General features: G+C 63.7%; 30 protein-coding genes. 15 read left to right on the forward strand and 15 right to left on the reverse strand.

Annotated features, from left to right (window positions below):
* Window positions 1–107 precede the first annotated feature (107 nt).
* A complete protein-coding gene (locus FJW07_RS22095) occupies window positions 108–1,070 on the reverse strand; it encodes a sugar-binding protein (protein WP_140641641.1) in 963 nt (320 codons plus the stop codon).
* Between the two features lie 629 nt (window positions 1,071–1,699).
* Here FJW07_RS22095 and FJW07_RS22100 point away from each other — a divergent pair.
* From FJW07_RS22100 to FJW07_RS22115, 4 genes are all read left to right on the forward strand, one after another.
* Window positions 1,700–2,806, forward strand: coding sequence for a LacI family DNA-binding transcriptional regulator (locus FJW07_RS22100; protein ID WP_181182697.1), 1,107 nt, complete (start codon window positions 1,700–1,702; stop codon window positions 2,804–2,806).
* An 88-nt stretch (window positions 2,807–2,894) separates the two neighbouring features.
* Complete coding sequence (locus tag FJW07_RS22105) at window positions 2,895–3,200, forward strand: DUF1778 domain-containing protein (protein WP_140858771.1); 306 nt, start codon at window positions 2,895–2,897, stop codon at window positions 3,198–3,200.
* The gene (locus FJW07_RS22110; protein ID WP_140858772.1) at window positions 3,200–3,736 is read left to right on the forward strand and encodes a GNAT family N-acetyltransferase; all 537 of its coding nucleotides are present in this window, start codon (window positions 3,200–3,202) and stop codon (window positions 3,734–3,736) included. Before FJW07_RS22105 ends, FJW07_RS22110 begins: the two co-directional genes overlap by 1 nt.
* Before the next feature lie 143 nt (window positions 3,737–3,879).
* Complete coding sequence (locus FJW07_RS22115) at window positions 3,880–4,680, forward strand: class I SAM-dependent methyltransferase (RefSeq protein ID WP_140858773.1); 801 nt, start codon at window positions 3,880–3,882, stop codon at window positions 4,678–4,680.
* A 20-nt stretch (window positions 4,681–4,700) separates the two neighbouring features.
* Here FJW07_RS22115 and FJW07_RS22120 read toward each other — a convergent pair whose 3' ends face one another.
* A complete protein-coding gene (locus tag FJW07_RS22120) occupies window positions 4,701–5,405 on the reverse strand; it encodes a YafY family protein (protein WP_140858774.1) in 705 nt (234 codons plus the stop codon).
* Between the two features lie 126 nt (window positions 5,406–5,531).
* On the opposite strand from FJW07_RS22120, the gene FJW07_RS22125 reads away from it, so the two are divergent.
* Window positions 5,532–6,122 carry a LysE family translocator gene (locus FJW07_RS22125; protein WP_140858775.1) on the forward strand — a complete coding sequence of 197 codons (591 nt, stop codon included), beginning with the start codon at window positions 5,532–5,534 and terminating at the stop codon, window positions 6,120–6,122.
* 21 nt (window positions 6,123–6,143) lie between these two features.
* Here FJW07_RS22125 and FJW07_RS22130 read toward each other — a convergent pair whose 3' ends face one another.
* From FJW07_RS22130 to FJW07_RS22165, 8 genes are all read right to left on the reverse strand, one after another.
* Window positions 6,144–7,235, reverse strand: coding sequence for a 3-deoxy-7-phosphoheptulonate synthase (locus tag FJW07_RS22130; protein WP_140858776.1), 1,092 nt, complete (start codon window positions 7,233–7,235; stop codon window positions 6,144–6,146).
* Window positions 7,236–7,672: 437 nt separating this feature from the next.
* Window positions 7,673–7,936, reverse strand: a complete 264-nt coding sequence (locus FJW07_RS22135; protein ID WP_140858777.1) for a type II toxin-antitoxin system prevent-host-death family antitoxin — start codon at window positions 7,934–7,936, stop codon at window positions 7,673–7,675.
* 110 nt (window positions 7,937–8,046) lie between these two features.
* The gene (locus FJW07_RS22140) at window positions 8,047–8,841 is read right to left on the reverse strand and encodes an SDR family oxidoreductase (RefSeq protein WP_140858778.1); all 795 of its coding nucleotides are present in this window, start codon (window positions 8,839–8,841) and stop codon (window positions 8,047–8,049) included.
* 377 nt (window positions 8,842–9,218) lie between these two features.
* A complete protein-coding gene (gene iolG, locus FJW07_RS22145) occupies window positions 9,219–10,211 on the reverse strand; it encodes an inositol 2-dehydrogenase (RefSeq protein ID WP_140843573.1) in 993 nt (330 codons plus the stop codon).
* Between the two features lie 80 nt (window positions 10,212–10,291).
* Window positions 10,292–11,062 (reverse strand): ATP-binding cassette domain-containing protein, encoded by a 771-nt coding sequence (locus FJW07_RS22150; protein WP_140858779.1) that lies wholly within the window; start codon window positions 11,060–11,062, stop codon window positions 10,292–10,294.
* Between the two features lie 2 nt (window positions 11,063–11,064).
* Window positions 11,065–12,141 (reverse strand): ABC transporter permease, encoded by a 1,077-nt coding sequence (locus FJW07_RS22155; protein WP_140858780.1) that lies wholly within the window; start codon window positions 12,139–12,141, stop codon window positions 11,065–11,067.
* Between the two features lie 181 nt (window positions 12,142–12,322).
* Window positions 12,323–13,264, reverse strand: coding sequence for a sugar ABC transporter substrate-binding protein (locus FJW07_RS22160; protein WP_140858781.1), 942 nt, complete (start codon window positions 13,262–13,264; stop codon window positions 12,323–12,325).
* Window positions 13,265–13,753: 489 nt separating this feature from the next.
* Window positions 13,754–14,785: a LacI family DNA-binding transcriptional regulator gene (locus tag FJW07_RS22165; RefSeq protein WP_140858782.1), complete on the reverse strand. Its 1,032-nt coding sequence runs from the start codon at window positions 14,783–14,785 to the stop codon at window positions 13,754–13,756.
* A gap of 173 nt (window positions 14,786–14,958) precedes the next feature.
* On the opposite strand from FJW07_RS22165, the gene FJW07_RS22170 reads away from it, so the two are divergent.
* The 3 genes from FJW07_RS22170 to FJW07_RS22180 are packed head-to-tail and all read left to right on the forward strand — an operon-like array spanning window position 14,959 to window position 17,656.
* Window positions 14,959–16,065: a fatty acid desaturase family protein gene (locus FJW07_RS22170; protein ID WP_181182698.1), complete on the forward strand. Its 1,107-nt coding sequence runs from the start codon at window positions 14,959–14,961 to the stop codon at window positions 16,063–16,065.
* Between the two features lie 41 nt (window positions 16,066–16,106).
* Window positions 16,107–16,421: a MocE family 2Fe-2S type ferredoxin gene (locus tag FJW07_RS22175; RefSeq protein WP_140858783.1), complete on the forward strand. Its 315-nt coding sequence runs from the start codon at window positions 16,107–16,109 to the stop codon at window positions 16,419–16,421.
* A 5-nt stretch (window positions 16,422–16,426) separates the two neighbouring features.
* Window positions 16,427–17,656, forward strand: a complete 1,230-nt coding sequence (locus FJW07_RS22180) for an FAD-dependent oxidoreductase (protein WP_140858784.1) — start codon at window positions 16,427–16,429, stop codon at window positions 17,654–17,656.
* 6 nt (window positions 17,657–17,662) lie between these two features.
* Here FJW07_RS22180 and FJW07_RS22185 read toward each other — a convergent pair whose 3' ends face one another.
* The 5 genes from FJW07_RS22185 to hslV all read right to left on the reverse strand — a co-directional run bounded on the left by FJW07_RS22185 (window position 17,663) and on the right by hslV (window position 21,876).
* Window positions 17,663–18,622: a DUF1402 family protein gene (locus tag FJW07_RS22185; protein ID WP_140658745.1), complete on the reverse strand. Its 960-nt coding sequence runs from the start codon at window positions 18,620–18,622 to the stop codon at window positions 17,663–17,665.
* 213 nt (window positions 18,623–18,835) lie between these two features.
* On the reverse strand, window positions 18,836–20,146 hold the full coding sequence (gene hslU, locus FJW07_RS22190; protein ID WP_140658744.1) for an ATP-dependent protease ATPase subunit HslU: 1,311 nt from the start codon (window positions 20,144–20,146) through the stop codon (window positions 18,836–18,838).
* Between the two features lie 5 nt (window positions 20,147–20,151).
* On the reverse strand, window positions 20,152–20,751 hold the full coding sequence (locus FJW07_RS22195; RefSeq protein WP_140858785.1) for a DUF2585 domain-containing protein: 600 nt from the start codon (window positions 20,749–20,751) through the stop codon (window positions 20,152–20,154).
* Between the two features lie 4 nt (window positions 20,752–20,755).
* Window positions 20,756–21,280, reverse strand: coding sequence for a GNAT family N-acetyltransferase (locus FJW07_RS22200; protein WP_140858786.1), 525 nt, complete (start codon window positions 21,278–21,280; stop codon window positions 20,756–20,758).
* A 44-nt stretch (window positions 21,281–21,324) separates the two neighbouring features.
* Window positions 21,325–21,876: an ATP-dependent protease subunit HslV gene (hslV, locus tag FJW07_RS22205; RefSeq protein WP_040986886.1), complete on the reverse strand. Its 552-nt coding sequence runs from the start codon at window positions 21,874–21,876 to the stop codon at window positions 21,325–21,327.
* A gap of 218 nt (window positions 21,877–22,094) precedes the next feature.
* Here hslV and hisB point away from each other — a divergent pair, with 218 nt between their 5' ends.
* Genes hisB through hisF form a run of 7 tightly spaced genes read left to right on the forward strand, consistent with a single transcriptional unit; the run spans window position 22,095 to window position 26,494 of the window.
* The gene (gene hisB / locus FJW07_RS22210; RefSeq protein WP_140858787.1) at window positions 22,095–22,691 is read left to right on the forward strand and encodes an imidazoleglycerol-phosphate dehydratase HisB; all 597 of its coding nucleotides are present in this window, start codon (window positions 22,095–22,097) and stop codon (window positions 22,689–22,691) included.
* Between the two features lie 4 nt (window positions 22,692–22,695).
* Window positions 22,696–23,172 carry a DUF2628 domain-containing protein gene (locus tag FJW07_RS22215; RefSeq protein WP_140858788.1) on the forward strand — a complete coding sequence of 159 codons (477 nt, stop codon included), beginning with the start codon at window positions 22,696–22,698 and terminating at the stop codon, window positions 23,170–23,172.
* A 1-nt stretch (window position 23,173) separates the two neighbouring features.
* On the forward strand, window positions 23,174–23,824 hold the full coding sequence (gene hisH, locus FJW07_RS22220) for an imidazole glycerol phosphate synthase subunit HisH (RefSeq protein ID WP_140641710.1): 651 nt from the start codon (window positions 23,174–23,176) through the stop codon (window positions 23,822–23,824).
* Window positions 23,825–23,826: 2 nt separating this feature from the next.
* Window positions 23,827–24,117: a DUF1330 domain-containing protein gene (locus tag FJW07_RS22225; protein ID WP_140641712.1), complete on the forward strand. Its 291-nt coding sequence runs from the start codon at window positions 23,827–23,829 to the stop codon at window positions 24,115–24,117.
* A gap of 3 nt (window positions 24,118–24,120) precedes the next feature.
* Window positions 24,121–24,867, forward strand: coding sequence for a 1-(5-phosphoribosyl)-5-[(5-phosphoribosylamino)methylideneamino]imidazole-4-carboxamide isomerase (gene hisA, locus FJW07_RS22230; RefSeq protein ID WP_140641714.1), 747 nt, complete (start codon window positions 24,121–24,123; stop codon window positions 24,865–24,867).
* A complete protein-coding gene (locus FJW07_RS22235; RefSeq protein ID WP_140708471.1) occupies window positions 24,864–25,703 on the forward strand; it encodes an arginase family protein in 840 nt (279 codons plus the stop codon). Before hisA ends, FJW07_RS22235 begins: the two co-directional genes overlap by 4 nt.
* Complete coding sequence (gene hisF / locus FJW07_RS22240; RefSeq protein WP_181182699.1) at window positions 25,700–26,494, forward strand: imidazole glycerol phosphate synthase subunit HisF; 795 nt, start codon at window positions 25,700–25,702, stop codon at window positions 26,492–26,494. Before FJW07_RS22235 ends, hisF begins: the two co-directional genes overlap by 4 nt.
* Window positions 26,495–26,503 lie beyond the last annotated feature (9 nt).

Genomic DNA, 26,503 nt, shown 5'->3' on the forward strand with positions numbered 1-26,503 from the left:
CCGCACGGGGCAGCAGCCGGTGGGCCACAGACTGACGGGCCTTGGCAGGTCCGTCAATACGAACGCCGGCTCAAGGTGGACCTCGAGCCGGCGCAACTGTCTTGGGCTTACTTGCCCGCCATCGCCTTGAGGTTGGCGGCGTAGGTGTCGACGTCATCCTTGCCGATGATCTTGGTCGGGATGATGATCAGGTTACCGGCCGGGATGCCCGACTTGTCGCCCTTGAGGTAGGCGGCCATCAGCTTCATGCCTTGATAGGCCCATTCGAACGGCTGCTGCACCACGGTCGCGGCGACAGTGCCTTCCTTGACGCCGCCCAGCGTGATCGGATCGTCGTCGAAGCCGACGACGGTGATCTGGCCGAGCTTGCCGGCATCGCGCAGCGCTTCGTAGATGCGCGGCGTGTTGTAGGAGTAGAAGCCGACCATGCAGGTGATGTCGGGGCTGGCGACCAGCGCGTCCTCGACATTCTTCTTGGCGCGCGCCTGGTCGATGTCGTCGCCGCGCACGTCGACCAGCTCGATCTTGCTGCCGGCGAGCCCGTCCTTCATGCCCTGGATGCGCTCCTTGGCGTTGTCGGCGCCGAGCAGGCCGACGAAGCCGAGGCACTTGCCGCCGTTCGGCATCGCCTTCTTGGCGATCTCGGCCGCCTGCTTGCCGGCATCGACATTGGACGAGCCGATATAGGCGACACGCTTGGTCTGCGGCGCGTCCGAGTCGGTGGTGAACAGCGCCGTTTCCGACGCGATCTTGTTCAACCCGTCGGTCGAGGTCTTGGGATCGACGGCCGAGACCATGATGCCCTTGACGCCTGCCGTCACCAGGTCGTCCATCAGCCGCTGCTGGATGGCGACCGAGGACTGTTCCGGATATTTGAGCTCGAGATTGTAGTCGGGCAGTTCACCCTGCGCTTTCTTCACGCCGGCTTCCGCCGCCTTCCAGAAGTCTGACGCACCGTTGACGACGAAGGCCAGCGTCGGCTTGTCGTCGGCGCGCACGCTGGCGCTTACCGACAGGCCGACAAGCAGGGCCGCCGCGGCGACAGATGCGTTACGGATCATGGATTTCATAGTTCAACCTCCCTTGTAGAACTTGCCTTGTAGAACTCTTCGCTGATGTCCCGGCTGCGGCGCGGATAACCCTCCTCCTCAAGGGTGTGGCGCAAAGGTCCGCCGACTTAAGAACGGTGCCGATCCGGCCGCGGTCGAGACACTAGACACTCATGTGGCGTTCGTAAATAGTCCGATTTGTCTGACATTTTCGTGAGACGGAGTGCACACCCAATCCGGCATGCCACCGGGTTCCAAGCAAGCATCCTTCGCACTTTGCCGGCACCGAACCGAAGCCCGGACGGTTACGACGAGTTGACAGTAGAACGCTAACAGCTATTAGTAAAGAGTATTAGTTATGAGGCCGCGAGGCGCGCTTTCGACGCGGAGGAGAACGCTGGTCGAAGGGCGCGCCAGGAGTGAGGGGAGCGAACGCCGCAACGCTTGAAACCGCGCGGAAAATACCGGAATCGTCAGCATTGCTGACCTTGTCTGGCGGTTTCGTCGCGAAGCGGCGCAGCCGGCGATTTGCCTGTCGCGCTTGCTAATATGTATTAGCCGAGCGCAATGTCGACAAACGCACCGACCTCGACCATCTTGCCGTTGCCGTCGGCCTTTGCTTTAGAGCCGGCTGGGTTTGGGAAACGACCATGAGCGAACCGACGGAACTGAGCGATCCCCCCGGAGCTTCCAGGCGCCGCAAGCCGGCCGCCAAGCCCAAGGGACGCGTCACCATGACCGACATCGCGCGCGCCGCCGGCTGCTCGCAGGCGACGGTGTCGTTCGTGCTCAACAATTCACCGGGCATCAGGCTGTCGCAGCAGACACGCGACCGGGTGATCGAGGCAGCCCGAGCGCTGGGCTATTCGCCGCCGGTCTTTTCAGCGCTGCGGCCGCCCGTGACGCCGTTCGAAGGCCTCGACGGCGTCATCGGCTTCGCGGTCGACCAGCTCGCCACCAGCCCCGAGGCGGTGGTCGCCATCGAGGGCGCCCGGCAAGCCTCCTGGAACGCCGGCAATGTGCTTCTGGTGGCGCAGACCATGGGCGACGCGGTGATGGAGCCGCGCGCGATTTCAGCACTGACAAGGCGCGGCATCTCGGCGCTGATCTACATGACCATCTTCACCCGCGAGATCGCCGCGCCGGATTTCCTCTACAGCCTCGACATCCCGGTGATCCTGCTCAACTGCTACACCGCCGACTATGCCTTCCCGGCCGTGGTTCCCTCCGAGATCGCCGGCGGCCAGAGCGCGACAAGGCACCTGATCGCCCACGGCCATCGCCGCATCGCCACCGTCACCGGCGAGCCTTGGATGCAAGCCGCGCAGGATCGACTGAAAGGTTATCGCCGCGCCTTGGCCACCGCCGACATCCCGTTCGACCCGGAACTGGTGGTCGAGGGCGACTGGTCGGCCAGCGCCGGCTATGCCGCGACGGTCAAGCTTCTCGGGCTCAAGGAGCGGCCGACCGCCATCTTCTGCCAGAACGACCGAACCGCGATCGGCTGCTACGAAGCGCTGAAGGAAGCGGGCCTGCATATCCCGCAGGACATTTCGGTGGTCGGCTATGACGACGAGGAGATCGCCCGCCATCTCTTCCCGCCGCTGACCACCTCCATCCTGCCGCATCTGGCGATGGGCCAATGGGCGATCGAGCAGCTGGAAACGCCGCCAACGCCCGGCCGCGGACGGTATCCGATCACCAAGCTGGAGTGCCCGCTGGTGGAGCGGGAGAGCGTGGCCAGTGTGAAGGAATAGGTACCCCAGATCACCACTTCAAAGCCGATACGTATTGACATTGTATTGACAGTCGCTAGATATCTGATCCTGACATAGGAGGATTTCGATGGCGCATTCCAGTCATGTCGGCAGCAATCGCGACGCAGCGCGCAAGGACGACGTGATCCAGATCCGCGCCTCGGCGGGGATGAAGGCTATTCTCAACCGCGCCGCGAGTTTGCGCGGGCAGAAGCTGTCGGAGTTCATGCTGGACAGTGCACGCAGGCAGGCCGAGGAGACCATTCTCGACCAGCGCGCCTTCTTTCTCGATACGGACGCGCATGAGAAATTTCTCGACCTGCTTGATGCTCCGAACAAACCGTCGGAGGAGCTTCGCGCGCGTATGACGCGTAAGCCGGCCTGGGAGCGCTGATGTCCGCTGGCCGACCGCAAGGATGGCGAGTCCGCGCTCCGGAACGGCTGAACATTGGCCACGACGTATCCGAATTTCACAATGGCAAGCATTCATCTCTCGATGACTGGCTGCGAAACCGCGCCTTGGTTGCCGAAGGACTGTCCGCCCGAACCTATGTCGTCTGTGACGCGGGCACTAAAAATCGCGTCGTCGGTTATTATGCGATCTCGACGGCGATGGAAGAACGGATCGCGCTGCCAAGCGCAAAGCTTCGGCGAGGCATGCCCGAGCAAGTGCCCCTGCTGCTGATCGGTCGCCTTGCGGTCGATCAGACGTTCCAGGGAATGGGACTCGGAGGCGACCTGCTTTTCGACGCGCTTAGGCGATGTCTCGCTGTCTCGGACATTGCCGGGGTTCGTGCTGTGGTGGCACACGCGATCGATGATGCAGCAATGGGTTTCTATCAACGGCATGGCTTCATCGCGTCTCTGCTTGGCGAGCGGATCATGCTGCTGCCAATCGAAACCGCTCAGGCGTTATTCTCGAACGTTTGAGCCTGATCCCATAGCCAGGCGAGCGTGAGATCGCCCACATAAACACCTGTATGCACCACGCTATCCTTGCTCCGATTACGATCGCTCTGCGTCTTGGCAGCAATTCCGCCGAGGTTTAGCTTGGGCTCATATGGGAGGCTCCAATGACATCCAACTTCACCGTTCACGCCGCATCCGGTTATGAGCAACTCATGGGACGCTGGAGCCGCAGGCTGGCGCCCAAGTTCATCGACTTCACCGGTCTGGCCGGCGGCGAAAAGATCCTCGATGTCGGCTGCGGCACCGGCAGCCTGGCCTTCGAATTGGCAAAATCGGCCGATCTTGCCGAGATCCAGGCCATCGACTTTTCGCCGATCTTCGTAGACGCGGCCAGACAGCGCAACAGCGATCCGCGCGTCACCATCAGTCAGGCCGACGCCACGGCGCTGCCATTCGCCGACAACGCGTTCGACCGCGCGTTGGCGTTGCTGGTGCTGCACTTCGTGCCGGAGGCCGGCAAGGCGGTGGCAGAGATGCGCCGCGTGGTGCGTCCGGGCGGCGTGGTCGCGGCCGTGGTCTGGGATCATTACGGCGGCATGCCTGGCATGCGCATGATGATCGACACAGTCGCGGCGCTCAGCGAAAGCGGGCGCCAGATGCGCAGCCGCTATTGCTTCCAGCCGATGATGCAGCCGGGCGAGATGAAGCGGACCTTTGTCGAGCAGGGTCTCGTGGATGTCACCGAGGCCGAGCTGATGATCCGCATGGACTACGCGGATTTCGACGACTTCTGGGCGCCGATCGGCGCTGGCGAAGGCCCGCTCGGCAAATATATGACCACGCTGGACGCGGCCGAGCGGGAGCGTGTCGAGGCCGCCGTCCGCGATGCCTATCAAGCCGGTCGACCCGATTGCCCGCGATCCTTCGCCAATGTCGCCTGGGCCTGCCGCGGTGTCGTTCCCTGAGATACAAGGCCGGCAACGCGTCAGTTGCCGGCGGCCACCGGGGCGTTGATCTCCCAGCCGTCGACCCACACTTGCCGCAGCCGGTCGCCTTCGCCCTTGAACCATTGGCCGGTCGCCCGGCAATCCTCGATGCGGTCGCTGCGGAAATTGCGGATGGCCTGGCGCAACTCGCACCAGGCCACGATGTTGGCGGTTTCGGCATAATAGATCAGGGCGATCGGGCGGATGATGCGGCCGGTCGGACGTCCCGCCTCGTCGCGATAGGAGAGGCTTAGCTTCTCCTCGTCGCGGATGGCGCGGCGGACCAGAGCGAGATCGACGGCGGAAGCGGAGGGTGCTGCAAAGCCCCAGGCATGGAGCGCATTGGCGTCGAGCGTCTGCCGCAAAGGCGGCGGCACGGCGCCGGCGATCTTGGCGCCGACGCGTTTCGCGGCCTGCTTGAGTTCGTCGTCGCCCGTGCGCTCCAGCAGGGCCAGCGACAGGACGATCGCTTCCATCTCCTCGATGGAAAACATCAGCGGCGGCAGGTCGAAGCCGGGGCGCAGTATGTAGCCGATGCCGCGCCCACCCTCGATGGGCACGCGCATCGCCTGCAGGGCAGCGATGTCGCGATAGACCGAGCGTACGGTCACTTCCAGCCGCTCGGCGATCGTCGCCGCCGTTACCGGCTTCCTGGCCAGCCGCAGGATCTGGATGATCTCGAACAGGCGCGAGGCCTTGCGCATTTTCTCACCCAGCTGAAATGCAACTGACACATCCCCGTCAGTTGGAATGCCTTATAGGGCCGCCTACCCGCTTGAAAATCAACAGATTCCTTTGCGTGCAGGCGGATAATGCGACAGGCAACTGACATGAGCTATGGCGAAAATCTCTGGCTGTTCTTCGTGCTACTGGCCAATGCGCTGACCGGCGGCAGCAACAGGGGCCTGGCCGCGACTGCCGGCATCATGCTGGGCGGTGCAGTGCATACGCTGAACGGGGCGATCGGCGTCGGGCTGCTCATGCATTTCGTGCCTATCCTGTTCACGCCGCTGCTGATCGCCGGCGCCGCCTACATGGCCTATATCGGCATTTCGCTGATGCGCAGCTCGATCACCGTCGGCGACAACGGACCAACGGGGAGCCGCTCGGCCTGGAAGGCATTTCGCCAGGGCCTGGTCACCTGCCTGATCAATCCGAAGGCCTATCTCTTCATCCTAGCCGTCTATCCGCAATTCCTGAAGCCGGCTTACGGTCCGATCTGGATGCAGGCGACAATCATGGGATTGCTGACGGTCGCCACGCAAGCCGCGATCTATGGCGGGCTCGCCGTCACGGCGGGGCGCAGCAGGCAGATGCTTGTGGCCAATCCCCGCGCGACCGTTCTCGCCGGGCGCTTGGCAGGGCTGCTGCTGTTCGCGGTCTCGATATTCACGGCGTGGGAAGGTTTGAGGGCGGCGTGATCGCCGCCCTCTCCATTTCGCTCAAGCCGCGCCCTGCCGGCTGGCAAGCATCTCGCGCTTCACCGACCGCCGCCATTCGACGGCGCCGGCGAGGCCGTGCAGGACCGTCTCCGTCGCCGCCCAGTCGATGCAGCCGTCGGTGATGCTCTGGCCGTAGACCAGCGGCTTGCCGGGCACGACGTCCTGCCGGCCGGCGACGAGATTGCTCTCGATCATGACGCCGATGATGCGCTCGTCGCCCGCGGCAACCTGGCCCGCAACGTCATGCGCGACCTTCGGCTGGTTCTCCGGCTTCTTGGCGCTGTTGGCGTGGCTGACGTCGATCATCAGCCGCGGCGCGATGCCGATGCGGACTAGCTCGGCCGCGGCGGCCTCGACGCTTGCGGCATCATAGTTCGGCTGAATGCCGCCGCGCAGGATGACATGGCAGTCCTCGTTGCCGGTGGTCGCCGCGATGGCGCTGCGGCCGCCCTTGGTCACCGCCATGAAATGATGCGGCTGGGCGGCCGATTTCACCGCCTCGCCGGCGATCCTGAGATTGCCGTCGGTGCCGTTCTTGAAGCCGACGGGACAGGAGAGGCCCGAGGCCAGCTCGCGATGGATCTGGCTTTCAGTGGTGCGCGCGCCGATCGCGCCCCAGGCGACGAGGTCGGCGATGTATTGCGGGATGGTCATGTCGAGGAATTCGGTCGCCGCCGGCAGGCCGAGATTGTTGACGGCCGACAGAACGTTGCGCGCCATGCGCAGCCCCTTTTCGATGTTGAAGCTGCCGTCGAGGTCGGGATCGTTGATCAGGCCCTTCCAACCGACCGTGGTGCGCGGCTTTTCAAAATAGACGCGCATGACGATCTCGAGCCGGTCGGCCAGGGCCTCGCGCAGCGCCGCCAGACGGCTGGCATAGTCAACGGCCGCGACCGGATCGTGGATGGAACATGGGCCGACGATGACAAGCAGTCGGTCGTCGGTCCCCGAGAGGATCGAATGGATGGCGTTGCGCGAGGCGGCTACGGTGCGCGTCGCGGTGAGCGAGCGCGGAATCTCGCGCATCACCTCGTCCGGCGTGCTCAAGGCTCTGATTTCGGTGACCCGAAGGTCGTCTGTGGTGGTCAACACGGCTTTCTGCTCCTGGTTTAGGGGACCTGCCGGCTGAAACAAAAAAGCCGCCAGGTCTGGCGGCTTGTCGGATTTTTTGATCTGGAGTTTTCAGATCGAGCGCAATCCTCCCGCCGCCAGCGAGCTACCGTAGCTAAAGTACCAAAACGAGGCGGTCAGGTGGATCATGCGCCTGATATAATCGATGCGGGGGCGCTTGTCACGTGGCTGATGAGAGCCAATTCGGAATGGCCGAATCTCGCGGTTTCGTCCTTGGGCGGAGCGGGAAGCGAAGCGTACCGCGTAGACCAAAGGAATCCATTCCGTGCCTTGGGCCGAGGAATGCACCCTAGCAAAATTCTGCGCGGCCGCGACGCTTCAAAGTAACGGCATGGATCCTCGGGTCTGCGCGCGTCGCTTCGCTCCTTGCTCCGCCCGTGGATGACGAAGGTAGCGATTCATAGCGGCAGATCACGCAGTTCGTCGTGTTGACGTTCAAGGTCTAAATCGGCACCACGCAGTGGCGATTCCAACAGGAATTCCGCAAGTGTACCCTTTCGCCCGGTCCTTCGAAGCCATTCTTCGGCCGACACGACAAGCACACTTGGTTTGCCGTTTTCGGTGATCCTCTGCGGCGCGTACCGCGCCCGCACGATAATCTCCGCGAACCGGACTTCTGCCTCGGCGACAGTCCAGCTGGTATGTTCGGGCGCAGACATCATTCCACCCCCATGATTGTTCGGACTTATGACTATGAGGGAAAGGCAATGCTGCGGCAACCGGCAGACATGCGCGCTCTTGGGCCCGCGCGCCGTTACGCCAAAGCCAGCCGCTACTCCCCGATCACCCCGGCTATGTTCTGATCATAGTCGACCAGCGAGCCGGTCATGACGCCCGCCTGCGGGCTCAGCATGTAGGTGATCAGCCGGGCAAGCTGCGCGGGCTTGACCAGCTGGCCCATGGGCTGCGCGGCCTCGGCCTTCTCCAACCAGTCATCCGACGCTCCGTGCCATTTCTTCTGGACGATCGCCTCGCCCTCGGTGTCCATCCATCCCGGCAGCACCGCATTGCAGCGGATGCGGTTCCGCCGATAAGCGCTCGCGACGTTCTTGGTCAGCGTCATCAGCGCGCCCTTGCTGGTCGAATAGGGTGTCAGGAAAGACTGGCCGGCATGCGCCGACATCGACAGAACGTTGACGATCGAGCCCGGCGCCTTGCGCTCCAGGAGATGCGCGACGAGGCCCTGCATCAGGAAGAAGGGGCCGCGGACATTGGTGTCGAAGATCTGGTCGAAAAGTTCTTCCGATGTCTCGACCAGCGAGCCTCGCGCGGAAGTGGCGGCGGCGTTGACCAGCGCGTTCAGCGTTCCGAAATGCTTGATCGCGGTCTCGACGGCGCGCTTGCAGTCGGCGACCTTGGCGACATCGGCGCTGATGAAGATGGCGTCGACGCCGTTCTTCTTGAGCGCCGCGACCGCTCTGTCGCCCTTTTCCTGCGAGCGGCCGATCAGCGCCAGCGCGCGGCAGCCCTCGTCGGCAAGCGCCTCCGCAACCGCGAAGCCGATGCCCTGCGCGCCGCCGGTGACGATGGCGCGCGTTTCTGAATTGCGACCGGCCAAACCGCTCATCGCTCTGCTCCTGTGTTTTTGACTACCAATGGAATTTCGAGGTTCATTGACGTTCCGATCAGCTTCCCGGTGCCTTGTCGCGACGTTCACAACTTGGCCGAGGCGTCCCCAACTTCGTCATCCTAGGGCGAAGCAGGAGCGAAGCTCCGTCGCGGAGACCCTAGGATCCATGCCGTGACCCCGGCCGAAGAATGCCGCGGCGCAGAATTCTGGACCGTTGGGCACCGCTCCGATGTAACGGCATGGATCCTCGGGTCTGCGCGCGTCGCTTCGCTCCTTGCTCCGCCCGTGGATGACGACGCGATGGATGTTCCGGCTACTCGCCACCCTTGCAGACCAACAAACCGACCATCCTTCAAAGCGTTCGCCCAGCCGGACTAGTCGACGCGGATGGTCTTGCCCGTCTTGGCCGACTGCAAGGCCGCGTCGGCCAGTTTCAGCGCGATCAGTCCGTCCTTGCCGCTCGGCGCCGCCTTCTTGCCGGCGGTTGCCGCGGCGATGAAGGAGGCGATCTCGTTGGCGTAGGCGTCGATGTAACGGGTCATGAAGAAGTCGTGCAGCGGCGGACGGGTGTAGCCCTTGTCGTTGGCGAGTTCGATCGACACCGGCCGCTGGTTCTCGGCCGCGACCATGCCCTTGGAGCCATGCACTTCGATGCGTTGATCGTAGCCATAGGTGGCGCGGCGCGAATTGGAGATGACGGCCTGCTTGCCGGATGCGGTTTCGAGGATGACGCTGACCGAATCGAAATCGCCGGCTTCGCCGATTTTCTTGTCGACCAGCACTGAAGCGTGCGCGCTGACCGCCACCGGCTCCTCGCCGAGCAGAAAGCGCGCCATGTCGAAGTCGTGGATGGTCATGTCGCGAAAAATGCCGCCGGAGCGGGCGATATAATCGAGCGGCGGGGCGCCCGGATCGCGCGAGGTGATGGTGACCATCTCGACCGTGCCGATGGCGCCGTCGTCGATCGCCTTGCGCACGGCGGCGAAATGCGGGTCGAAGCGGCGGTTGAAGCCGACCATCAGCGTGGCCTTGGTCTTCTCGACAACGGCCAGGCATTTTTCGACCCGCTCGACGGAGAGATCGATCGGCTTCTCGCAGAAGATCGCCTTGCCGGCCTTGGCGAAGCGCTCGATCAAGTCGGCATGGGTGTCGGTCGGGGTGCAGATGATGACGGCGTCGATGTCCTTGGCCTGCTCGATGGCATCGATCGTGCGGACTTCGGCGCCGTAGGCGGAGGCGAGCTCAGTCGCCGCTTTCTCGAAGGCATCCGCCACGGCAACCAGTTTTGCCTGCGGATTCGAGCCGACCGCGCGGGCATGCACCTTGCCGATACGACCGGCGCCGAGAAGAGCGAAGCGGAGAGTCATGGAATGTCCTTTGAGATGATGTTAAAGGCTCGCCCGCGTCTGGCGGCGCGGACAATCGGTTGATCACGTCGCGGCGTCCGTCAGGCGGCCTGCAGTTCCGCCTGTCCGGTCTTGGCGCCGGTGATGTAGGCGACGATGTCGTTGCCGTCGGTGTCCTGCTTGCGCAAATTGGCGACGATGCGGCCGCGGCGGAACACGACGATGCGGTCGACCAGATCGAACACCTGGCGCATGTTGTGGCTGACCAGGATCAGCGGCTCGCCGTTTTCCTTCAGCGTACGGATGATGTTTTCGACCTGCGCGGTTTCCTGCACGCCGAGCGCTGCCGTCGGCTCGTCCATGATGATCAGCTTGGAGGCGAAGGTCGCGGTCCGGGCGATCGCCACGCATTGGCGCTGGCCGCCCGACATGTGGCGGATGGTGCTGGACAGGTTCGGGATCTTCACCGCCGTGCGGATCAGGGCCGCCTCGGTCGCCTTGCGCATCGCCTTGCGGTCGAGGATCGAGAACGGCCCGAGGTTGAAGAGCACCTTCTCACGCCCAAGGAACAGGTTCGACGGCACGTCGAGATCGTCGGCCAGCGCAAGGTTCTGGAACACGGTCTCGATGCCCGCCTCGCGCGCCTCGATCGGGCCGGCGAAGTTCACTTCCTTGCCGTCGAACCAGATCTTGCCGTCGGTGCGCTGCTCGACGCCGGTGATCTGGCGCACGAAGGTCGACTTGCCGGCGCCGTTGTCGCCCATGATGGCGACATGCTCGCCCTTGCGCAGCTCGAAATTCGCCTCCTGCAAGGCGTGCACGCCGCCATAATGCTTGGTCAGGTTTTCGGTCTTCAGAACGATGTCGGACATGGTCAAGCTCCTATCGCGCGGCGGCGCTGGCGCCATTGATCGAGAACGACCGCGCCGACGATGATCACGCCCTTGACCATCTCCTGATAGTAGGCGTCGAGGCGCAGGAAGGTGAAGCCGGAAATGATCACGCCGAAGATCAGCGAGCCGATCACGGTGCCGATGATCGAGCCGCGGCCTCCCGACAGCGAAACGCCGCCGATGACCGCCATGGCGATGGCGTCGAGCTCGTACATGACGCCCATGCCGGCCTGGGCGGTGAGGTTCTTGGAGCAAAGCACCACGGCGGCAAGCGAGGCGAGGATACCGGCGATGGCGTAGACCAGCACCTTGTGATTGGCGATCTTGATGCCCGACATGCGCGCGGCATCCTCGTTGGAGCCGATCGCATAGCAATGCTTGCCATATTTCGTATAGCTCAGGATAAGCTGGAACAGGAGCGCCAGCGAGATGAAGATGACGACAGGCATCAGGCCCTTGCCGATGCCCGCGAAGCTGTCGGTCGGGAACGAGATCGGCTGCCCCTTCGACCACCATTTTGCGATACCGCGGGCGGTAACCATCATGCCGAGCGTGGCGATGAAGGGCGGAATGCGGGTATAGGCGATCAACAGACCGTTGATCAGGCCGGCGATCAGTCCGCAGCCGATCGCGACCAGTACCGGCACGATGACCGGCAGGTCGGTCCAGCCATAATCGATGAACATAGCCTTGGGATTGGGATTGCCGTTGACGGTCGCAACCTGCGCGAAGCTCATGGCGATCATGGCGGTGGCGCCGACGATCGAGCCCGAGGACAGGTCAATGCCGCCGCAGATGATGACCTGGGTGACGCCGATGGCGATGATGCCGACGATCGAGACCTGCAGGATGATGATCTGCAGGCGCTGCTCGTTGAAGAGGCCCGACACATTCTCGCGCGTGTTGAACAGGAAGCTGTCGCCGAGGAAAACGCGGCCGATCAGCTCGAAGGCGACGACGAGGATGACCAGCGCCAGGAACACGTTGAACTCGGCCGGCCATGGACGCTTCTTGGCGTCATAGCTCAACCCGCCAATGCCATGCGATGTCTGTGACACGTCTTCTTCCTCCGAATGACCGCGCCCCGTTCTCCCGCCCTGTCGGGCGGGAGAGGAACAGAGCGGCGCCGCTTCGCCAGCAGCCGATTTCAGCCAGGCCGATGCGTCGCGGCACCACCCCGCGGTTTGTCTTCACGCAATTCCATACCGAAAACCGTTCCTGGAATTGCGCCGGCGCGCCTCAGTTCTTCTTCAAGAATTTGTCGATGTTCGCCGGAGTGACGAGCTGGAACGGGATATAGACCTTGTGTTCCACCTTTTCGCCCTTGGCGAGCTTCAGCGCCGCATCGAGCGCACCGGCGCCTTGGCCGGCAGCGTCCTGGAAGACCGTCACGTCGAGATCGCCTGCCTGCATCGCGGCCAACGCATCCTGCGTGGCGTCGACGCCGCCGACGACCACCGACTTCATGTCGATGTTGGCGGCCTTCATCGCCTGGATGGCGCCGATGGCGCTTTCGTCGTTGTTGGCAATAACGCCGTCGAACGCCTTGCCCGACGACAGCCAGTTGGTCATCAGGTTCTGCGCCTGGTCACGATCCCAGTTCGAGGTCTGCTTGTCGATGATCTTGATGAAGCTGCAGTCCGGCGTGGCGATGACTTCCTCGATGTCCTTGGTGCGCTGCACCGCGGCCTGGTTCGAGAGCTCGCCCATGATCACGTAGACATTGGCTTCCTTCTTGCCGGCTTCCTTGAACAGGCGGCAGGCTTCCTTGGTCTCGAGCGTGCCGGATTCCGCCTCGTTGGACGCGACGAAAGCCTGGTTGTCCGGCAGCGAGTCGACATTGACCGGCTGGCGGTTGACATAGACCAGCGGGATCTTGGCCGCGGCGGCCGCGTCCGACATTGCCTGGGTGGCCGAGGTGTCGACCGGATTGACGATGATGGCGTCGACGCCCGAGGCGGCGAAGTTCTTGATCTGGTCGAGCTGCTTGGCCACGTCGTTCTGCGCATCCTCGACCTGCAATTCGACACCGCTCATGCCCTTGGCCTGCGCGATCATGCCGTTGCGCAGCACAGTCAGGAAGTTGTCGTCGAACTTGGCCATCGAAACGCCGATCTTGGCGGCGAAGGCGGATGAGCACATCAGCGCCGAAAGCGCGACGCCCAAAAGCAGTTTCTTCATTTTATTCTCCTCCACTTGGTGTCCGGCTGCACCCATTTTGAACCGGAATCCCCGGTTTGCCCGGGGAATCTCTCCCTGCGGCCATGCGGCGTCCCAACTCGACTGGAACGCCTCTTCCTCCGTTCGCACAGGCGTTCCCGGAACGAAAGAACCAAAAAGCCTAGTTAGTGAAATATTTATTCCATTTCGTTTTGGAAACGTCAAGGGCGATTCCGACGAGATTGGCCGGTTTTTCGGTCCCGATCGTCGAAACCCGAGCCCGAGTCGAAGCAAATCGCCATGAAAGAATCCATCAGCCTGATGGATTCTTTCACATCGACCCATTGCAAACGCCGGGAATTGGCTGAAGCCGCCCCAACCTCGTCATTCTATGGCGAACTATGGCGAAGCAAGGAGCGAATCGACGCGATGAGCGCTTCGGCCAATCTCCAACGCGTGCCGCCTGCCGACGAAAACTGGCGACCGATCAAAATTCCTGCGGCGGAGTTACTAGATGTTTTCCGGCAGATAGATATCGAAGGGCAGGAAGGTCTGCCCCGGCGCATTGGCGGCCCCGCTTTCGATGGCATGGGCCATCAGCCCCAGGAGTTCCCGGCAGAGCGCGGCGAGCGGCGTCGAGATCACCATGGTGAGGATGTTGTCGGCAAGTGCTGCGCGCGAGACGGCGTTGATCTCGTTGCAGATGACGACCGGCATAACCGCCGGGTTTGCCGCTCTCAGCGCCGAGACGGCGCCTTCCATGCCGCCGCCGGCGACATAGCAACCGGCAAGATCGGGATGGCGCGCCAGAAGATCGATCATGGCATCATGCGTCACGTCATTCGCCTCCAGGTTGACCAGCGTCTCCATCACGGTGAAATCCGGTGCGTGCTCGCGGAAATAGGAGCGGAAGCCGATCTCGCGCAGCTCGTGGCCATGGAAGCGGTGGCTGCCGACGAAGAGAGCCACCTTGCCCGGCTTCCTGGCGGCCTTGGCGATCATCCATGCGGCGCTGCGTCCGACCTTGCGGTTGTCGAGACCGACATAGCCCTCGCGGATGCCGGCGGCGAAATCGGACAGCAGGGAGAAGACCGGCTGCCCCCTCGCCTTCAGAGCCTCCACCACCGCCGTCAGCGTCGGGTGATCCGGGCCGACAACGGCGATGGCTCTCGACTTGGCCGCCAGCCTGCGCATCTGGCCCGCAATCTCATCGGGCGCCAGCGACGTGGCGAAGTCGATCGCGGCAGTGCCGCGGAAACGTTGCGACTGCGAAACCGCCAGCTCGAGCTCCCTGGCAAAATCGCCATAGAAGACGTCATTGCCCCTCAGCAGCAGGAAGCCGAGCCGGTATTCCGGCAATTCCTGGCGCATGCGCTGCTTGATCAGCCCCGCCGCGTGGTAGCCGATCTCGGTGGCGGCTTCATACACCCGGCGCGCCGTCTCCTCGCGCACCGGCAGGCGGCTGTTCAGCACCCTGTCGACGGTGGCGACACTGACGCCCGAGACGCGCGCGAGATCGCTAATGGTCGGCCGCTTTGCCATGAATGCTCCATTGCCTGTCCGACTCAGCATATCTCACTCTGATAGGAAATGATAGAAACTATCTTCCTGATGTTGAGGCTATCATGAGCCGGCGGTATGGTGAAGTGGAAGCCGGCCATGAACGAGCCCAGACCTGCTAAAACCGTTCGCCAGGCGCTGTTGGAGGAACCTCAATGACGGCCATGACGTCTTCGTCGGCGTCGCCACGCGACTACAGCCTGACCGGCCGCGACGCCAAGCTCGCGGTCGAGAACGGGCTGGCGGCGGCCGAGTGGTACCATACCGAGATCCCGCGCAAGCAGATGAAGGAGCTGATGCAGCGCTCCGACCAGCCGGCGATCCGCGATACCATCATCTGGCTCGGCGCGCTGATCCTCAGCGGCGCGGGCGGCGCCTGGTTCTGGGGCAGCTGGTGGTGCGTGCCGTTCTTCTTCGTCTATGGCACGCTCTACGGCTCCTCGACCGATTCCCGCTGGCACGAATGCGGCCATGGCACGGCCTTCCGCACCCAGTGGATGAACGACGCCGTCTACCAGCTCGCCTGCTTCATGATCATGCGCAATCCGGTGACATGGCGCTGGAGCCATACACGCCACCATACCGACACCATCATCGTCGGCCGCGATCCCGAGATTGCCGTCATGCGGCCGCCGGATCTGCTGCGCGTTGTCTTGAACTTCTTCGGCATTCTCGACGCATGGCATGCCATGACCGACATGCTGCGCAACGCCGCCGGCGTCATCAGCGCGGCGGAAAAGACCTTCATCCCCGAACAGGAACAGCCGAAGGCGATCCGCGTCGCCCGCCTATGGCTCGCCATCTACATCGCGACCATCGCCCTGGCCCTCTACCTGCATTCCTGGCTGCCGCTGCTGCTGATCGGCCTGCCCCGCCTCTACGGCGCCTGGCATCACGTCATGACCGGACTGCTGCAGCATGGCGGGCTGGCCGAGAATGTCATCGACCATCGGCTCAACAGCCGCACCGTCTACATGAACCCGGTCAGCCGCTTCATCTACTGGAACATGAACTACCATGTGGAGCACCACATGTTCCCGATGGTGCCCTACCACGCCCTGCCGAAACTGCATGAACTGATCAAGCATGATCTGCCGGCGCCGACGCCGTCGATCCTGGCCGGCTATCGCGAGATGATTCCGGCCTTCCTGCGCCAGCTGCGCAATGAGGATTATTTCCTCAAGCGCGCGCTGCCGCCGACGGCGAAGCCCTACCGGGAAGAGCTGCACAACGACAACCCGGTGGCGGCAGCGGCCGAGTGATCTGCCGAAGAGCTTAACCAACCGATTTCGCGGAGAACGAGATGAGCGACTGGGTCGAGGCCTGCGCGGCCGGGGACATCGATGAGGAGGACGTGATGCGGTTCGACCATGCCGGCCGCACCTTCGCCATCTACCGTAGCCCGGACGACGAATATTTCGCGACCGACGGGCTGTGCACGCATGAAAAAGTGCATTTGGCCGACGGGCTGCTCATGGACGACATCATCGAATGCCCGAAGCACAACGGCCGCTTCAACTACAAGACCGGTGACGCGCGCGGCGCGCCGGTCTGCGTCAACCTCAAGACCTATCCGGTCAAGGTCGACGCCGGCAAAGTTCTTGTTCAGGTCGGGTGACGCTGATGACGGGAGGAATGGTGGTCATCGGAGCCGGCGAATGCGGCGGGCGCGCCGCGCTCGCCCTGCGCGATCTCGGCTTCGAGGGGCCGGTGACGCTGGTCGGCGACGAGCCGCATCTGCCATATGAGCGGCCGCCGCTGTCGAAGGAAGCGATGACCGGCGAGGCGCCTTCGATCAAGGCGATCGCCACCGACGCGCTTTTCGCCGAACGCTCGATCCGCCACATCCATTCCGTTCGGGCCGTCGCGGTCGATCGTGCCGCGCATGTCGTGCAACTGTCGGACGGATCCTCCCTTTCCTATCAAAAGCTTTTGCTGGCGACCGGATCCGTGCCGCGCACGCTGCCGATGCCGGGTCTCGGGGAGCGTTGCGTCTATCTCAGGACGTTCAACGACGCTTTGGCGATTCGCGCCCATCTCAGCGCCGGCAACCGCGTCGCCATTATCGGCGGCGGCTTCATTGGCCTCGAGCTTGCCGCCGCGGCGCGCAAGCTCGGCGCCGCCGTCACCGTCATCGAGGCGCAGCCGCGCATCCTGATGCGCGGCGTGCCGGCCGAGATCGCCGAAATCATCCACAAGGCGCATGAGACCGAGGGTGTTGCGATCCGCGCCGGCCAGGGAATCGCGTCGATTGACGATGACGGCGCGGAGGTCGGCATCACGCTGGCCGACGGACGGAAGGTCATCGCCGATCTCACGGTGATCGGCATCGGCGCCATGCCGGTGACGGCGCTTGCCGCTGAAAGTGGGCTAACAATCGACAACGGCATCGCTGTCGATGAGCATTTGCGCACAGCCGATCCGGATATCTTCGCCGCCGGCGATTGCTGCTCGTTCCCGCTCGCCGTCTATGGCGGCCGGCGCGTGCGGCTGGAGGCCTGGCGCAACGCCCAGGAACAGGGCGCACTGGCTGCGAAGAACATGCTGGGCGCCGATGCGGCGCATGCCGCCGTGCCGTGGTTCTGGTCGGATCAGTACGGGCTTACCCTGCAAATCGCCGGGCTGTCGGACGAAGGCAAGAGCATCGTGCGGCGCGACCTCGATGACGGCGCCTTCATCCTGTTCCATTTGGCGCAGGACGGCAGGCTGGTTGCCGCCAGCGGCATCGGCCCCGGCAATGCGGTGGCGCGCGACATCCGCCTGGCGGAGATGCTGATCGCCAAGAGAGCGAGCCCGGCGCCGGAAGCGCTCGGCTCGCAGGCGGTCAAGCTGAAGTCGCTGCTGGCGGCGTGAGGTTTTTTAGAAAAGCGCCTTCAGCTCGTCCAGCTTGTCGTTGACCAGCCAGCCGTAATAATTCTCCTCGGGCAGCTTTTCCGGCTCGCCGGCGGCGCTGCGCTTCTCGTTCTCGGCCTTCAGCGCATAGGCGCGCTGCTCGGGGTTGCCGACATTGTAGAGCGTGGCGGTGAGGCCCGGATTTTTCGAGATGTCGAAGCCGGCGATGCCGCGATAGGCGTCGATCGACTTCTTGATGGTCGCGGCGACGTAGGGCAGCGTCAGGTCCGGGTCCATGATGGTCTTGTAGACCGCGTTGGGGTCGCTGACGTCGAGCCTGGGCAGGCCGGAGACCTTGTGCACCAGGTCGCTCATCTGCAGCGCCGTCAGCGGGTTCAACTGGCCGAGCCCGAACGTCTGGCCGGCATAATAAGGCTGGAAGAAGGTGGCGCCGAAGCGGTCGTCGGGGAAATCCTCGCCGCCGACGCTCTTGCCGCGGAAGGAGCGGTTCCAGACCTGCTCGCGGCATTCCCAAAGGTCGTAGCTGTCGTCCATGCCGGCGCATTTCTTGAATTCCGGCCGCTGGATGAAATCGCTGACGTCCTCGCCGTGATAGGCGAAGGAAAGCTTGCTCGACAGGTATGAGATCGCCTTGACGTAGTAGGTCTGCAGGCGGTCATAGGCGTCGACATTGTAGGTGTGCTCGCCGACGATGGCGCCGACGATATGCATGGGGTCTATGCCGTAGGCCGCCGCCACCTTCCTGATCTTGCCGCGCAGCTCGGCGTCGTTCTGCAACAGCGCGTAGACCTTGCGGTACTTGGCCTGAAAGGTGGTGTTGGTGGCTTGGGTGCGCCGGCTGGAGGCGCCCGGAATATCCGGCTGCACGCTGTAGCGGTTGCCCGGCGGCACCATTGTCGCGGCATCGGCGGTTGCCACCGCCGTCGCCAAGGCCATGCCGAGAAAAAGCAGGATAAGTTTCTTCATACGCCGCCGCTTTCGAATGCGCGGCAAACTAGGTAAAGCGCGTGGCAGAGTCGAGAGAAGGCTTCGAGCCACCCACCAGAATGGTGGCCAGATGCTTCCATTTGGCCACACTTCGCATTGGAAGGGCGTTTCAGGCCGGCCTGAAACCCAGCCCTAAATCGGGCATTGGCGAGGGCGTTTCGGCCTGGCCTGCAGCCAGCCCGAAATCACGAGCTAAAGGATGAACCGCGACAGGTCGGTGTTGCGAGACAAGTCGCCGACATGCTTCTCGACATAGGCGGCGTCGATGGTGACGGCCGTGCCGTTGCGGTCCGGGGCGTCGTAGGAGATTTCGTCCAGCACGCGCTCCATCACCGTCTGCAGGCGCCGCGCGCCGATGTTCTCGACGCTGGCGTTGAGGTCGACGGCGATGCCGGCGAGCGAATCGATGGCGTCGTCGGTGAAGGTCAGCTCGACGCCTTCGGTCTTCATCAGCGCGATATACTGCTTGATGAGGCTTGCCTCCGTCTCGGTGAGGATGCGGATGAAATCCGCCTTCTCCAGCGCGCGCAGCTCGACACGGATCGGCAGGCGGCCCTGCAGCTCGGGCAGCAGGTCGGACGGCTTGGAGACGTGGAAGGCGCCCGAAGCGATGAACAATATATGGTCGGTCTTGATCGGCCCATACTTGGTCGCGACCGTGGTGCCTTCGACCAGCGGCAGCAGGTCGCGCTGCACGCCTTCGCGCGACGGGCCGCCCGAAATGTCGCTCCTGGCCGCGATCTTGTCGATCTCGTCGAGGAAGACGATGCCGTCATTCTCGGCCGACTCGAGCGCCCTGCGCACCACCTCGTCCTGGTCGAGCAGCTTGTCGGACTCGTCGTTGACCAGCAGCGCGTAGGAATCGCGCACCGTGGTCTTGCGGGTCTTGGTCTTGCGGCCGCCCATCGCCTTCGACAACATGTCGTTGATGTTGAGCACGCCGACATTGGCGCCGGGCATGCCGGGAATCTCGAAACCGGGCATGCCGCCGGTGCCGGTGTCGGCCACCTCGATCTCGATCTCCTTGTCGTCGAGCTCGCCGTCGCGCAGCTTCTTGCGGAAGCTGTCGCGGGTCGCCGGGCTCGCCGTCTTGCCGACGAGGGCTTCCAGCACGCGTTCCTCGGCATTGACCTGGGCGCGCGCATTGACATCGCCGCGCATCTTTTCGCGTGCCAGGCCGATGGCAACCTCGACGAGGTCGCGCACGATCTGTTCGACATCGCGGCCGACATAGCCGACCTCGGTGAACTTGGTCGCCTCGACCTTGACGAAGGGCGCGCCGGCAAGCCGCGCCAGGCGGCGCGAGATCTCGGTCTTGCCGACGCCGGTCGGGCCGATCATCAGGATGTTCTTCGGCATCACCTCTTCGCGCATCTGGCCTTCCAGCTGCTGGCGGCGCCAGCGGTTGCGCAAGGCGATCGCCACGGCGCGCTTGGCGTCCTTCTGGCCGATGATGAAGCGGTCGAGTTCCGAAACGATTTCACGGGGAGAAAAGGTGCTCATAAGACTCAAATTCCACTTTGCCACTGCTTGATGGACTCGAACGGATGCAGCAGCATGATCACGTTGAGCGTCAGATTGTCCCGGATGATGTAGCCCGTGCCGAGCTCGAAGATGAGCGCCAGGGCCACGATCACCCATATAGGTAGCTTTCGCGCCATCACAAATCCCAGCGCCATGAACAGCGTGTCGGACACCGAGTTGATGATGGAGTCGCCGTAATAGTTGAGCGAGATCGTGCCGGCGCGGTAGCGGTCGATGATGAAAGGGCTGTTCTCCAGAAGCTCCCAGCCGCCCTCGATCAGGACCGCGAAAGCGAGCCTCAGCCCGACCGGCGAGCGCGGAAACAGGAACGTCGCCAGCGCGTAGAACAGGAAGCCATGGATGATGTGCGAGAAGGTGTACCAGTCGGCGATGTGCTGGGAATTCTCCGAGCTGTTGACCACGCCGTGCCAGAGCTTGACGTAGCCGCAGGTGCAGATCGGCGGATGGCCCATGCCGTACAAGCCGCCCGCCTGGAAGATGACCAGGGCAAGCACGAGCAGCAGGCCCATTCGCCAGCTGTCCTCATAGGCCGATAGGGTCTTGTTCTGTTCGGATGCGGTCATTCGGTCAGTCCCCCAAAATTTCGTCGTCTTCGGCCGCATCGACAGCCATCAGCACGACGTCCCCATCTTGCGAATGCCTGCGGCCGATCGGCCTGAAGCCCGCCTTCTCATAGGCGCGGATGGCGCGGCCATTGTCGGGATGCGGATCGATGATGACGCGCGGCGCGCCTTCCTCGAAAAGCTCCTCGACGAACTGGCGCACGATGGCCGAGCCATGGCCGATGCCGACCAGCTCCGGCGGACCGATCGACAGATCGATGCCAAGTGTGCCGAAGGGCTGATCGGCATAGGGATGATCGTCCTCCATATGCGGGTCATAGCTCTGCAGATAGGCGATCGGCCTGCCGTCGAGCTCGACGATGAGCGGTTCCACCGAGACCGAATCGATATGCTCGCGGATCTCGGCGATTTCCTTGGTCGGATCGTCCCACCATGCGGCAACATGCGGCTCGCGCAGCCAACTGGCGATCATCGGCAGGTCTTTTTCCGTGACCGGCCGAAAATCATAGCTATCTTCCTGTTCGACCATGATCTCGTCCAAAAACCGATTCCCACTTCTTGGGATCATGGTCGTCAGGCGGCATCGAGCGTTTCGACGACAAAATTGTTGTTGGTGTAGACGCAGATGTCGGACGCGATCTGCATGGCCTTGCGGGCGATCTCCTCGGCATCCTTGTCGGTGTCGATCAGCGCGCGTGCCGCGGCCAGCGCGTAATTGCCGCCGGAGCCGATGGCCATGACGCCATGCTCGGGCTCCAGCACGTCACCATTGCCGGTCAGCGCCAGCGAGACCGACTTGTCGGCGACCAGCATCATGGCTTCCAGGCGGCGCAGATAGCGGTCGGTGCGCCAGTCCTTGGCGAGCTCGACGCAGGCGCGCGTCAGCTGGTCGGGATATTGCTCGAGCTTGGCCTCGAGCCGCTCGAGCAAGGTGAAGGCATCGGCGGTGGCGCCGGCGAAGCCGGCAATGACGCTGCCGCCCTTGCCGATGCGGCGCACCTTGCGGGCGTTGCCCTTCATGATCGTCTGGCCGAGGCTGACCTGGCCGTCGCCGGCGATCACGACCTTATTGCCCTTGCGCACGCTGATGATGGTCGTGGCGTGCATGGTGAGTTCGTTCGACATTTGAGCTCCGATGCGCGCTATCCCTTGAAAAAGGCGATTGGCGCGGTACGAGTGAGTTTGATCGGCCATATGTATGCATAGGGCCAACGATTGCAAACCGCCCCTCAGCCGAGGCCGATACCGCTAGGAATGGCAACTGGCAATCGCCGGATCATGCTGATAGAAGGCTTTCGTTTTCAAGCCCTGGCGCCTCCGAACAGGGCAACAAGGACAGAGCGATGACGCGTTCGGCCGAAGTCAGCCGCAAGACCAAGGAAACCGAGATTTCGGCCTCCGTCCATGTCGACGGCAAGGGAAAATCCGACATTTCGACCGGTGTCGGCTTCTTCGACCATATGCTCGACCAGTTGTCGCGGCATTCGCTGATCGACATGACGATCAAGGCCAAGGGCGACCTGCATATCGACGACCACCACACCGTCGAGGACACCGGCATCGCGATCGGCCAGGCGTTGAGCAAGGCGCTGGGCGAGCGGCGCGGCATCATGCGCTACGCCTCGATCGACCTCGCCATGGACGAGACGCTGACCAGGGCGGCGATCGACGTCTCCGGCCGGCCTTTCCTGGTCTGGAACGTCGCCTTCTCGTCGCCGAAGATCGGCACGTTCGACACCGAACTGGTGCGCGAATTCTTCCAGGCGCTGGCGCAGAATGCCGGCATCACGCTGCACGTGACCAACCATTACGGCGCCAACAACCATCACATCGCCGAAACCTGCTTCAAGGCGGTGGCGCGGGCGCTGCGTGCGGCGCTGGAGCGCGATCCGCGCCAGCCCGACACGGTGCCTTCCACCAAGGGATCCCTGAAAGGATAGCCCTATGGCGATCTATGTGGTGATGCAGCCGCCGGCTGGCGGCAACAAAGCCGAGGACGCGATCTTCGTGCGCGACAGTTTCACCTGGCTGGGCTTCCTGGCCGCGCCGCTCTGGCTCGCCTGGCACCGGTTGTGGATCGAGGCGGCCCTGACCTTCATCGTCATGGCGCTCCTGTCGGTACTCGGCGAGAGGCTCGGGCTCGAAGCGGCCGGATCGCTGCTGTCGCTGCTGGTCTCGCTCTATGTCGGGTTCGAAGGCCGGGGCCTGCGCATCGCGGCACTTCGTCGGCGCGGCTGGCGGGAATGGGGCGTGGTCGAGGCCGGCAATCTCGGCGATGCCGAGACGCGCCATGCGCTGGAAACCGCCGACGATGTCGAGCAGGAGGCGCCAATGCCGCGCATCGTGCCGGATGCGTCGCTGGCCCGTCCGCCACAGACAGGCATGGCGCTGGGACTGACCCATACGCCCGGAAGGCCCTGACATGCGGGTAGCCATCATCGACTACGGTTCGGGTAATCTGCGCTCGGCCACCAAGGCCTTCGAGCGCGCCGCGCATGAGGCGGGCCTTGCGGCGACGATCGAGCTGACGGCCGACGCCGAGCGGGTGCGTTCCGCCGACCGCATCGTGCTGCCGGGTGTCGGCGCCTATGCCGACTGCGCCGCCGGCCTGCACGCGGTGGCAGGCATGTGGGAGGCGGTGGAGGAAGCGGCAATCGCCAAGGGGCGGCCTTTCCTCGGCATCTGCGTCGGCATGCAGCTGATGTCGGAACGCGGCCTCGAAAAGACCGTCACCAAGGGCCTCGGCTGGGTCGCCGGCGACGTCAAGGAGATCACGCCGTCCGATCCGGCGCTGAAAATCCCGCAGATCGGCTGGAACACGATCGAGCTTACCCGCCCGCATCCGCTGTTTTCCGGCATCGAGACCGGGGCGAAGGGATTGCACGCCTATTTCGTCCATTCCTATCATCTGGAAGCGAAGAACCCGGCCGAGATCGTGGCGACAGCGGACTATGGCGGCGCGGTGACGGCAGCGGTTGCGCGCGACAATATCGCCGGCACGCAGTTTCATCCTGAAAAGAGCCAGGCGCTCGGCCTGGCCTTGATCACCAATTTCTTGAAGTGGAGGCCCTGAAAATGAGCAAGAAGGGCTATTGGATGGCGATGATCGATGTCCGCGATCCGGACGTCTACAAGCAGTATATCGAAGCGAATGCCGTCGCCTTCGCGAAATACGGCGCGAAGTTCCCGGTCCGGGCCGGCCGCTACGAGAGTCCGGAAGGAGCGACCGGCAACCGTCACGTGCTGGTCGAGTTCGACACCTACGACAAGGCGATCGAATGCTATCACTCGCCTGAATACCAGCATGCCTCGAAGTTCCGGCTCGCCGCCTCGACCGGCCATTTCGTCATCGTCGAGGGCGCCTGACCCATGATCCTGTTTCCGGCGATCGACCTCAAGGACGGCAAGTGCGTGCGCCTGAAGCACGGCGACATGGCCACCGCCACCATCTACAATGACGATCCCGCCGCGCAGGCCAAGGCCTTCGAGGACCAGGGCTTCGAGTGGCTGCATGTCGTCGACCTCAACGGCGCCTTCAAGGGCCAGAGCGTCAACTCAGCGGCGGTCGGCGCCATCCTGAAGGCGACGAAGAATCCGGTGCAGCTCGGCGGCGGCATCCGCACCTTGCCGCAGATCGAAGACTGGCTGGACCGCGGCCTGACGCGCGTTATCCTCGGCACGGTGGCGGTGCGCGAACCCGAACTGGTCAAGCAAGCCTGCAAGGTTTTTCCCGGAAAAATAGCGGTCGGCATCGACGCCAAGGGCGGCAAGGTCGCCGTCGAGGGCTGGGCCGAGGCCTCCGAGCTCGGCGTCATCGAGCTGGCGAAGAAGTTCGAGGGGGCAGGTGTGGCCGCCATCATCTACACCGACATCGATCGGGACGGTGTGCTGACCGGCATCAACTGGGATTCGACCATCGACCTCGCCGAGGCGGTGTCCATTCCGGTGATCGCGTCCGGCGGCCTCGCCTCGATCGCCGACATCGTGCGCATGACCATGCCGGACGCGCACAAACTCGAAGGCGCGATCTCCGGCCGCGCCCTATATGACGGACGTATCGACCCGGCCGAGGCGCTGGCGATCCTGCGCGGCGAGCGGGCGGAGGCAAGAGCGTGAACATTTCCATCATCCTGGCATCCTATGACAGCGGCCATTTCCACGGCGGCTGCGGCCAGGGCCCGGACGCGCTGATCTCGGGCGGGCTGGCCGAGGCGCTGAAGCTCGCCGGCCACGACGTCGAGGTGCATGACATCGGCAAGGTGGTCGAGGACGAAGAAGAGCGCGAGATCAGCACCGGATTCGCCGTCTGCAATGCCGTTTCGGGCCAGGTCCGCATCGCGATGGACAAGAAGCGGTTTCCGATCGTGCTGGCGGGCAACTGCCTGACCGCCGCGGGCGCCGTGGCCGGTGCCGGCGCTGACGCCATCATCTGGGCCGACCAGCATGGCGACCTCAACACGCCTGAGACCTCCACCACCGGTTTCCTCGACGGCATGGCGCTGGCTGTCGCACTCGGCCTGTGCTGGCGGACGATGGCCAACCAGATTCCCGGCTTCAAGCCGGTCGATCCGTCGCGTTGTGTTTTGGTCAATGCGCGCGACCTCGACGAGGCCGAGAAGGAGCTGCTGAAAGCGCTGCCCGTCATCCGGACCGAGTGCCCGGACTGGAAGGCTGCTGCGCAAAGGCTGAAGGCCGATGGCGCAAACCAGGTGCACATGCATGTCGACCTCGACGTGCACGATCCCGAAAAACTGCAGGCCAACCGCTACACCACGCCCGGCGGTCCGGCGCCCGAACAGGTGCGCACCGCGATGTGCGGTCTCGCCGGTCCGCTCGCCATCGCCGGGCTGACCATTTCCGCCTATGATCCGGCCTTCGACCCCAAGGGCGACGTGCCGCCGCTGGTCGGCGAGCTGGTGGTCGACCTGCTCTCGACCCTGGAAGGCAAGTGATGCTCAAGGCCCGCGTCATCCCCTGCCTCGACGTCAAGAACGGCCGCGTGGTCAAGGGCGTCAATTTCGTCGACCTGATCGATGCCGGCGACCCGGTCGAAGCCGCCAAGGCTTATGATGCGGCTGGCGCCGACGAGCTCTGCTTCCTCGACATCACCGCATCGTCCGACAATCGCGAGACGATCTTCGACGTGGTCGCCAGGACGGCCGAGCAGTGCTTCATGCCGCTCACCGTCGGCGGCGGCGTGCGGCAGGTCGCCGACATCCGCAAGCTGCTGCTGGCCGGCGCCGACAAGGTATCGATCAACACTGCGGCGGTGAAGAACCCGGATTTCGTCGCGGAAGCCGCCGAGAAGTTCGGCAACCAGTGCATTGTCGTGGCGATCGACGCCAAGAAGGTATCGGCGGCCGGCGAAGCCGATCGCTGGGAGATTTTCACTCATGGCGGGCGCGAGAAGACCGGCATCGACGCGGTCGAATTCGCCAAGACGATGGTCGATCGCGGCGCCGGCGAGATCCTTTTGACCTCGATGGACCGCGACGGCACCAAGGCCGGCTACGACATTGCGCTCACCCGCGCGATTGCCGACGCGGTGCGCGCGCCGGTGATCGCTTCCGGCGGCGTCGGAACGCTCGATCACCTGGTCGAAGGCATCCGCGACGGCCATGCCGGTGCGGTGCTTGCCGCCTCGATCTTCCACTTCGGTACCTTCACGATCGCCGAGGCCAAGGCGCACATGGCCAGAGCCGGCCTGCCGATGCGGCTGGACTCGTCGGCACATCGGACTTAAACCACTGCT

Origin of the sequence: Mesorhizobium sp. B3-1-9 (assembly GCF_006439595.1) — a bacterium.
Classification (GTDB): domain Bacteria; phylum Pseudomonadota; class Alphaproteobacteria; order Rhizobiales; family Rhizobiaceae; genus Mesorhizobium.

What these genes read in the sequence shown, in the direction of transcription:
- FJW07_RS22095 (WP_140641641.1), bottom strand. Translation starts at nt 1,070, where the DNA reads ATGAAATCCATGATCCGTAACGCATCTGTCGCCGCGGCGGCCCTGCTT.
- FJW07_RS22100 (WP_181182697.1), top strand. Translation starts at nt 1,700, where the DNA reads ATGAGCGAACCGACGGAACTGAGCGATCCCCCCGGAGCTTCCAGGCGC.
- FJW07_RS22105 (WP_140858771.1), top strand. Translation starts at nt 2,895, where the DNA reads ATGGCGCATTCCAGTCATGTCGGCAGCAATCGCGACGCAGCGCGCAAG.
- FJW07_RS22110 (WP_140858772.1), top strand. Translation starts at nt 3,200, where the DNA reads ATGTCCGCTGGCCGACCGCAAGGATGGCGAGTCCGCGCTCCGGAACGG.
- FJW07_RS22115 (WP_140858773.1), top strand. Translation starts at nt 3,880, where the DNA reads ATGACATCCAACTTCACCGTTCACGCCGCATCCGGTTATGAGCAACTC.
- FJW07_RS22120 (WP_140858774.1), bottom strand. Translation starts at nt 5,405, where the DNA reads ATGCGCAAGGCCTCGCGCCTGTTCGAGATCATCCAGATCCTGCGGCTG.
- FJW07_RS22125 (WP_140858775.1), top strand. Translation starts at nt 5,532, where the DNA reads ATGAGCTATGGCGAAAATCTCTGGCTGTTCTTCGTGCTACTGGCCAAT.
- FJW07_RS22135 (WP_140858777.1), bottom strand. Translation starts at nt 7,936, where the DNA reads ATGATGTCTGCGCCCGAACATACCAGCTGGACTGTCGCCGAGGCAGAA.
- FJW07_RS22140 (WP_140858778.1), bottom strand. Translation starts at nt 8,841, where the DNA reads ATGAGCGGTTTGGCCGGTCGCAATTCAGAAACGCGCGCCATCGTCACC.
- iolG (WP_140843573.1), bottom strand. Translation starts at nt 10,211, where the DNA reads ATGACTCTCCGCTTCGCTCTTCTCGGCGCCGGTCGTATCGGCAAGGTG.
- FJW07_RS22150 (WP_140858779.1), bottom strand. Translation starts at nt 11,062, where the DNA reads ATGTCCGACATCGTTCTGAAGACCGAAAACCTGACCAAGCATTATGGC.
- FJW07_RS22160 (WP_140858781.1), bottom strand. Translation starts at nt 13,264, where the DNA reads ATGAAGAAACTGCTTTTGGGCGTCGCGCTTTCGGCGCTGATGTGCTCA.
- FJW07_RS22165 (WP_140858782.1), bottom strand. Translation starts at nt 14,785, where the DNA reads ATGGCAAAGCGGCCGACCATTAGCGATCTCGCGCGCGTCTCGGGCGTC.
- FJW07_RS22170 (WP_181182698.1), top strand. Translation starts at nt 14,959, where the DNA reads ATGACGGCCATGACGTCTTCGTCGGCGTCGCCACGCGACTACAGCCTG.
- FJW07_RS22175 (WP_140858783.1), top strand. Translation starts at nt 16,107, where the DNA reads ATGAGCGACTGGGTCGAGGCCTGCGCGGCCGGGGACATCGATGAGGAG.
- FJW07_RS22180 (WP_140858784.1), top strand. Translation starts at nt 16,427, where the DNA reads ATGACGGGAGGAATGGTGGTCATCGGAGCCGGCGAATGCGGCGGGCGC.
- FJW07_RS22185 (WP_140658745.1), bottom strand. Translation starts at nt 18,622, where the DNA reads ATGAAGAAACTTATCCTGCTTTTTCTCGGCATGGCCTTGGCGACGGCG.
- hslU (WP_140658744.1), bottom strand. Translation starts at nt 20,146, where the DNA reads ATGAGCACCTTTTCTCCCCGTGAAATCGTTTCGGAACTCGACCGCTTC.
- FJW07_RS22195 (WP_140858785.1), bottom strand. Translation starts at nt 20,751, where the DNA reads ATGACCGCATCCGAACAGAACAAGACCCTATCGGCCTATGAGGACAGC.
- FJW07_RS22200 (WP_140858786.1), bottom strand. Translation starts at nt 21,280, where the DNA reads ATGGTCGAACAGGAAGATAGCTATGATTTTCGGCCGGTCACGGAAAAA.
- hslV (WP_040986886.1), bottom strand. Translation starts at nt 21,876, where the DNA reads ATGTCGAACGAACTCACCATGCACGCCACGACCATCATCAGCGTGCGC.
- hisB (WP_140858787.1), top strand. Translation starts at nt 22,095, where the DNA reads ATGACGCGTTCGGCCGAAGTCAGCCGCAAGACCAAGGAAACCGAGATT.
- FJW07_RS22215 (WP_140858788.1), top strand. Translation starts at nt 22,696, where the DNA reads ATGGCGATCTATGTGGTGATGCAGCCGCCGGCTGGCGGCAACAAAGCC.
- hisH (WP_140641710.1), top strand. Translation starts at nt 23,174, where the DNA reads ATGCGGGTAGCCATCATCGACTACGGTTCGGGTAATCTGCGCTCGGCC.
- FJW07_RS22225 (WP_140641712.1), top strand. Translation starts at nt 23,827, where the DNA reads ATGAGCAAGAAGGGCTATTGGATGGCGATGATCGATGTCCGCGATCCG.
- hisA (WP_140641714.1), top strand. Translation starts at nt 24,121, where the DNA reads ATGATCCTGTTTCCGGCGATCGACCTCAAGGACGGCAAGTGCGTGCGC.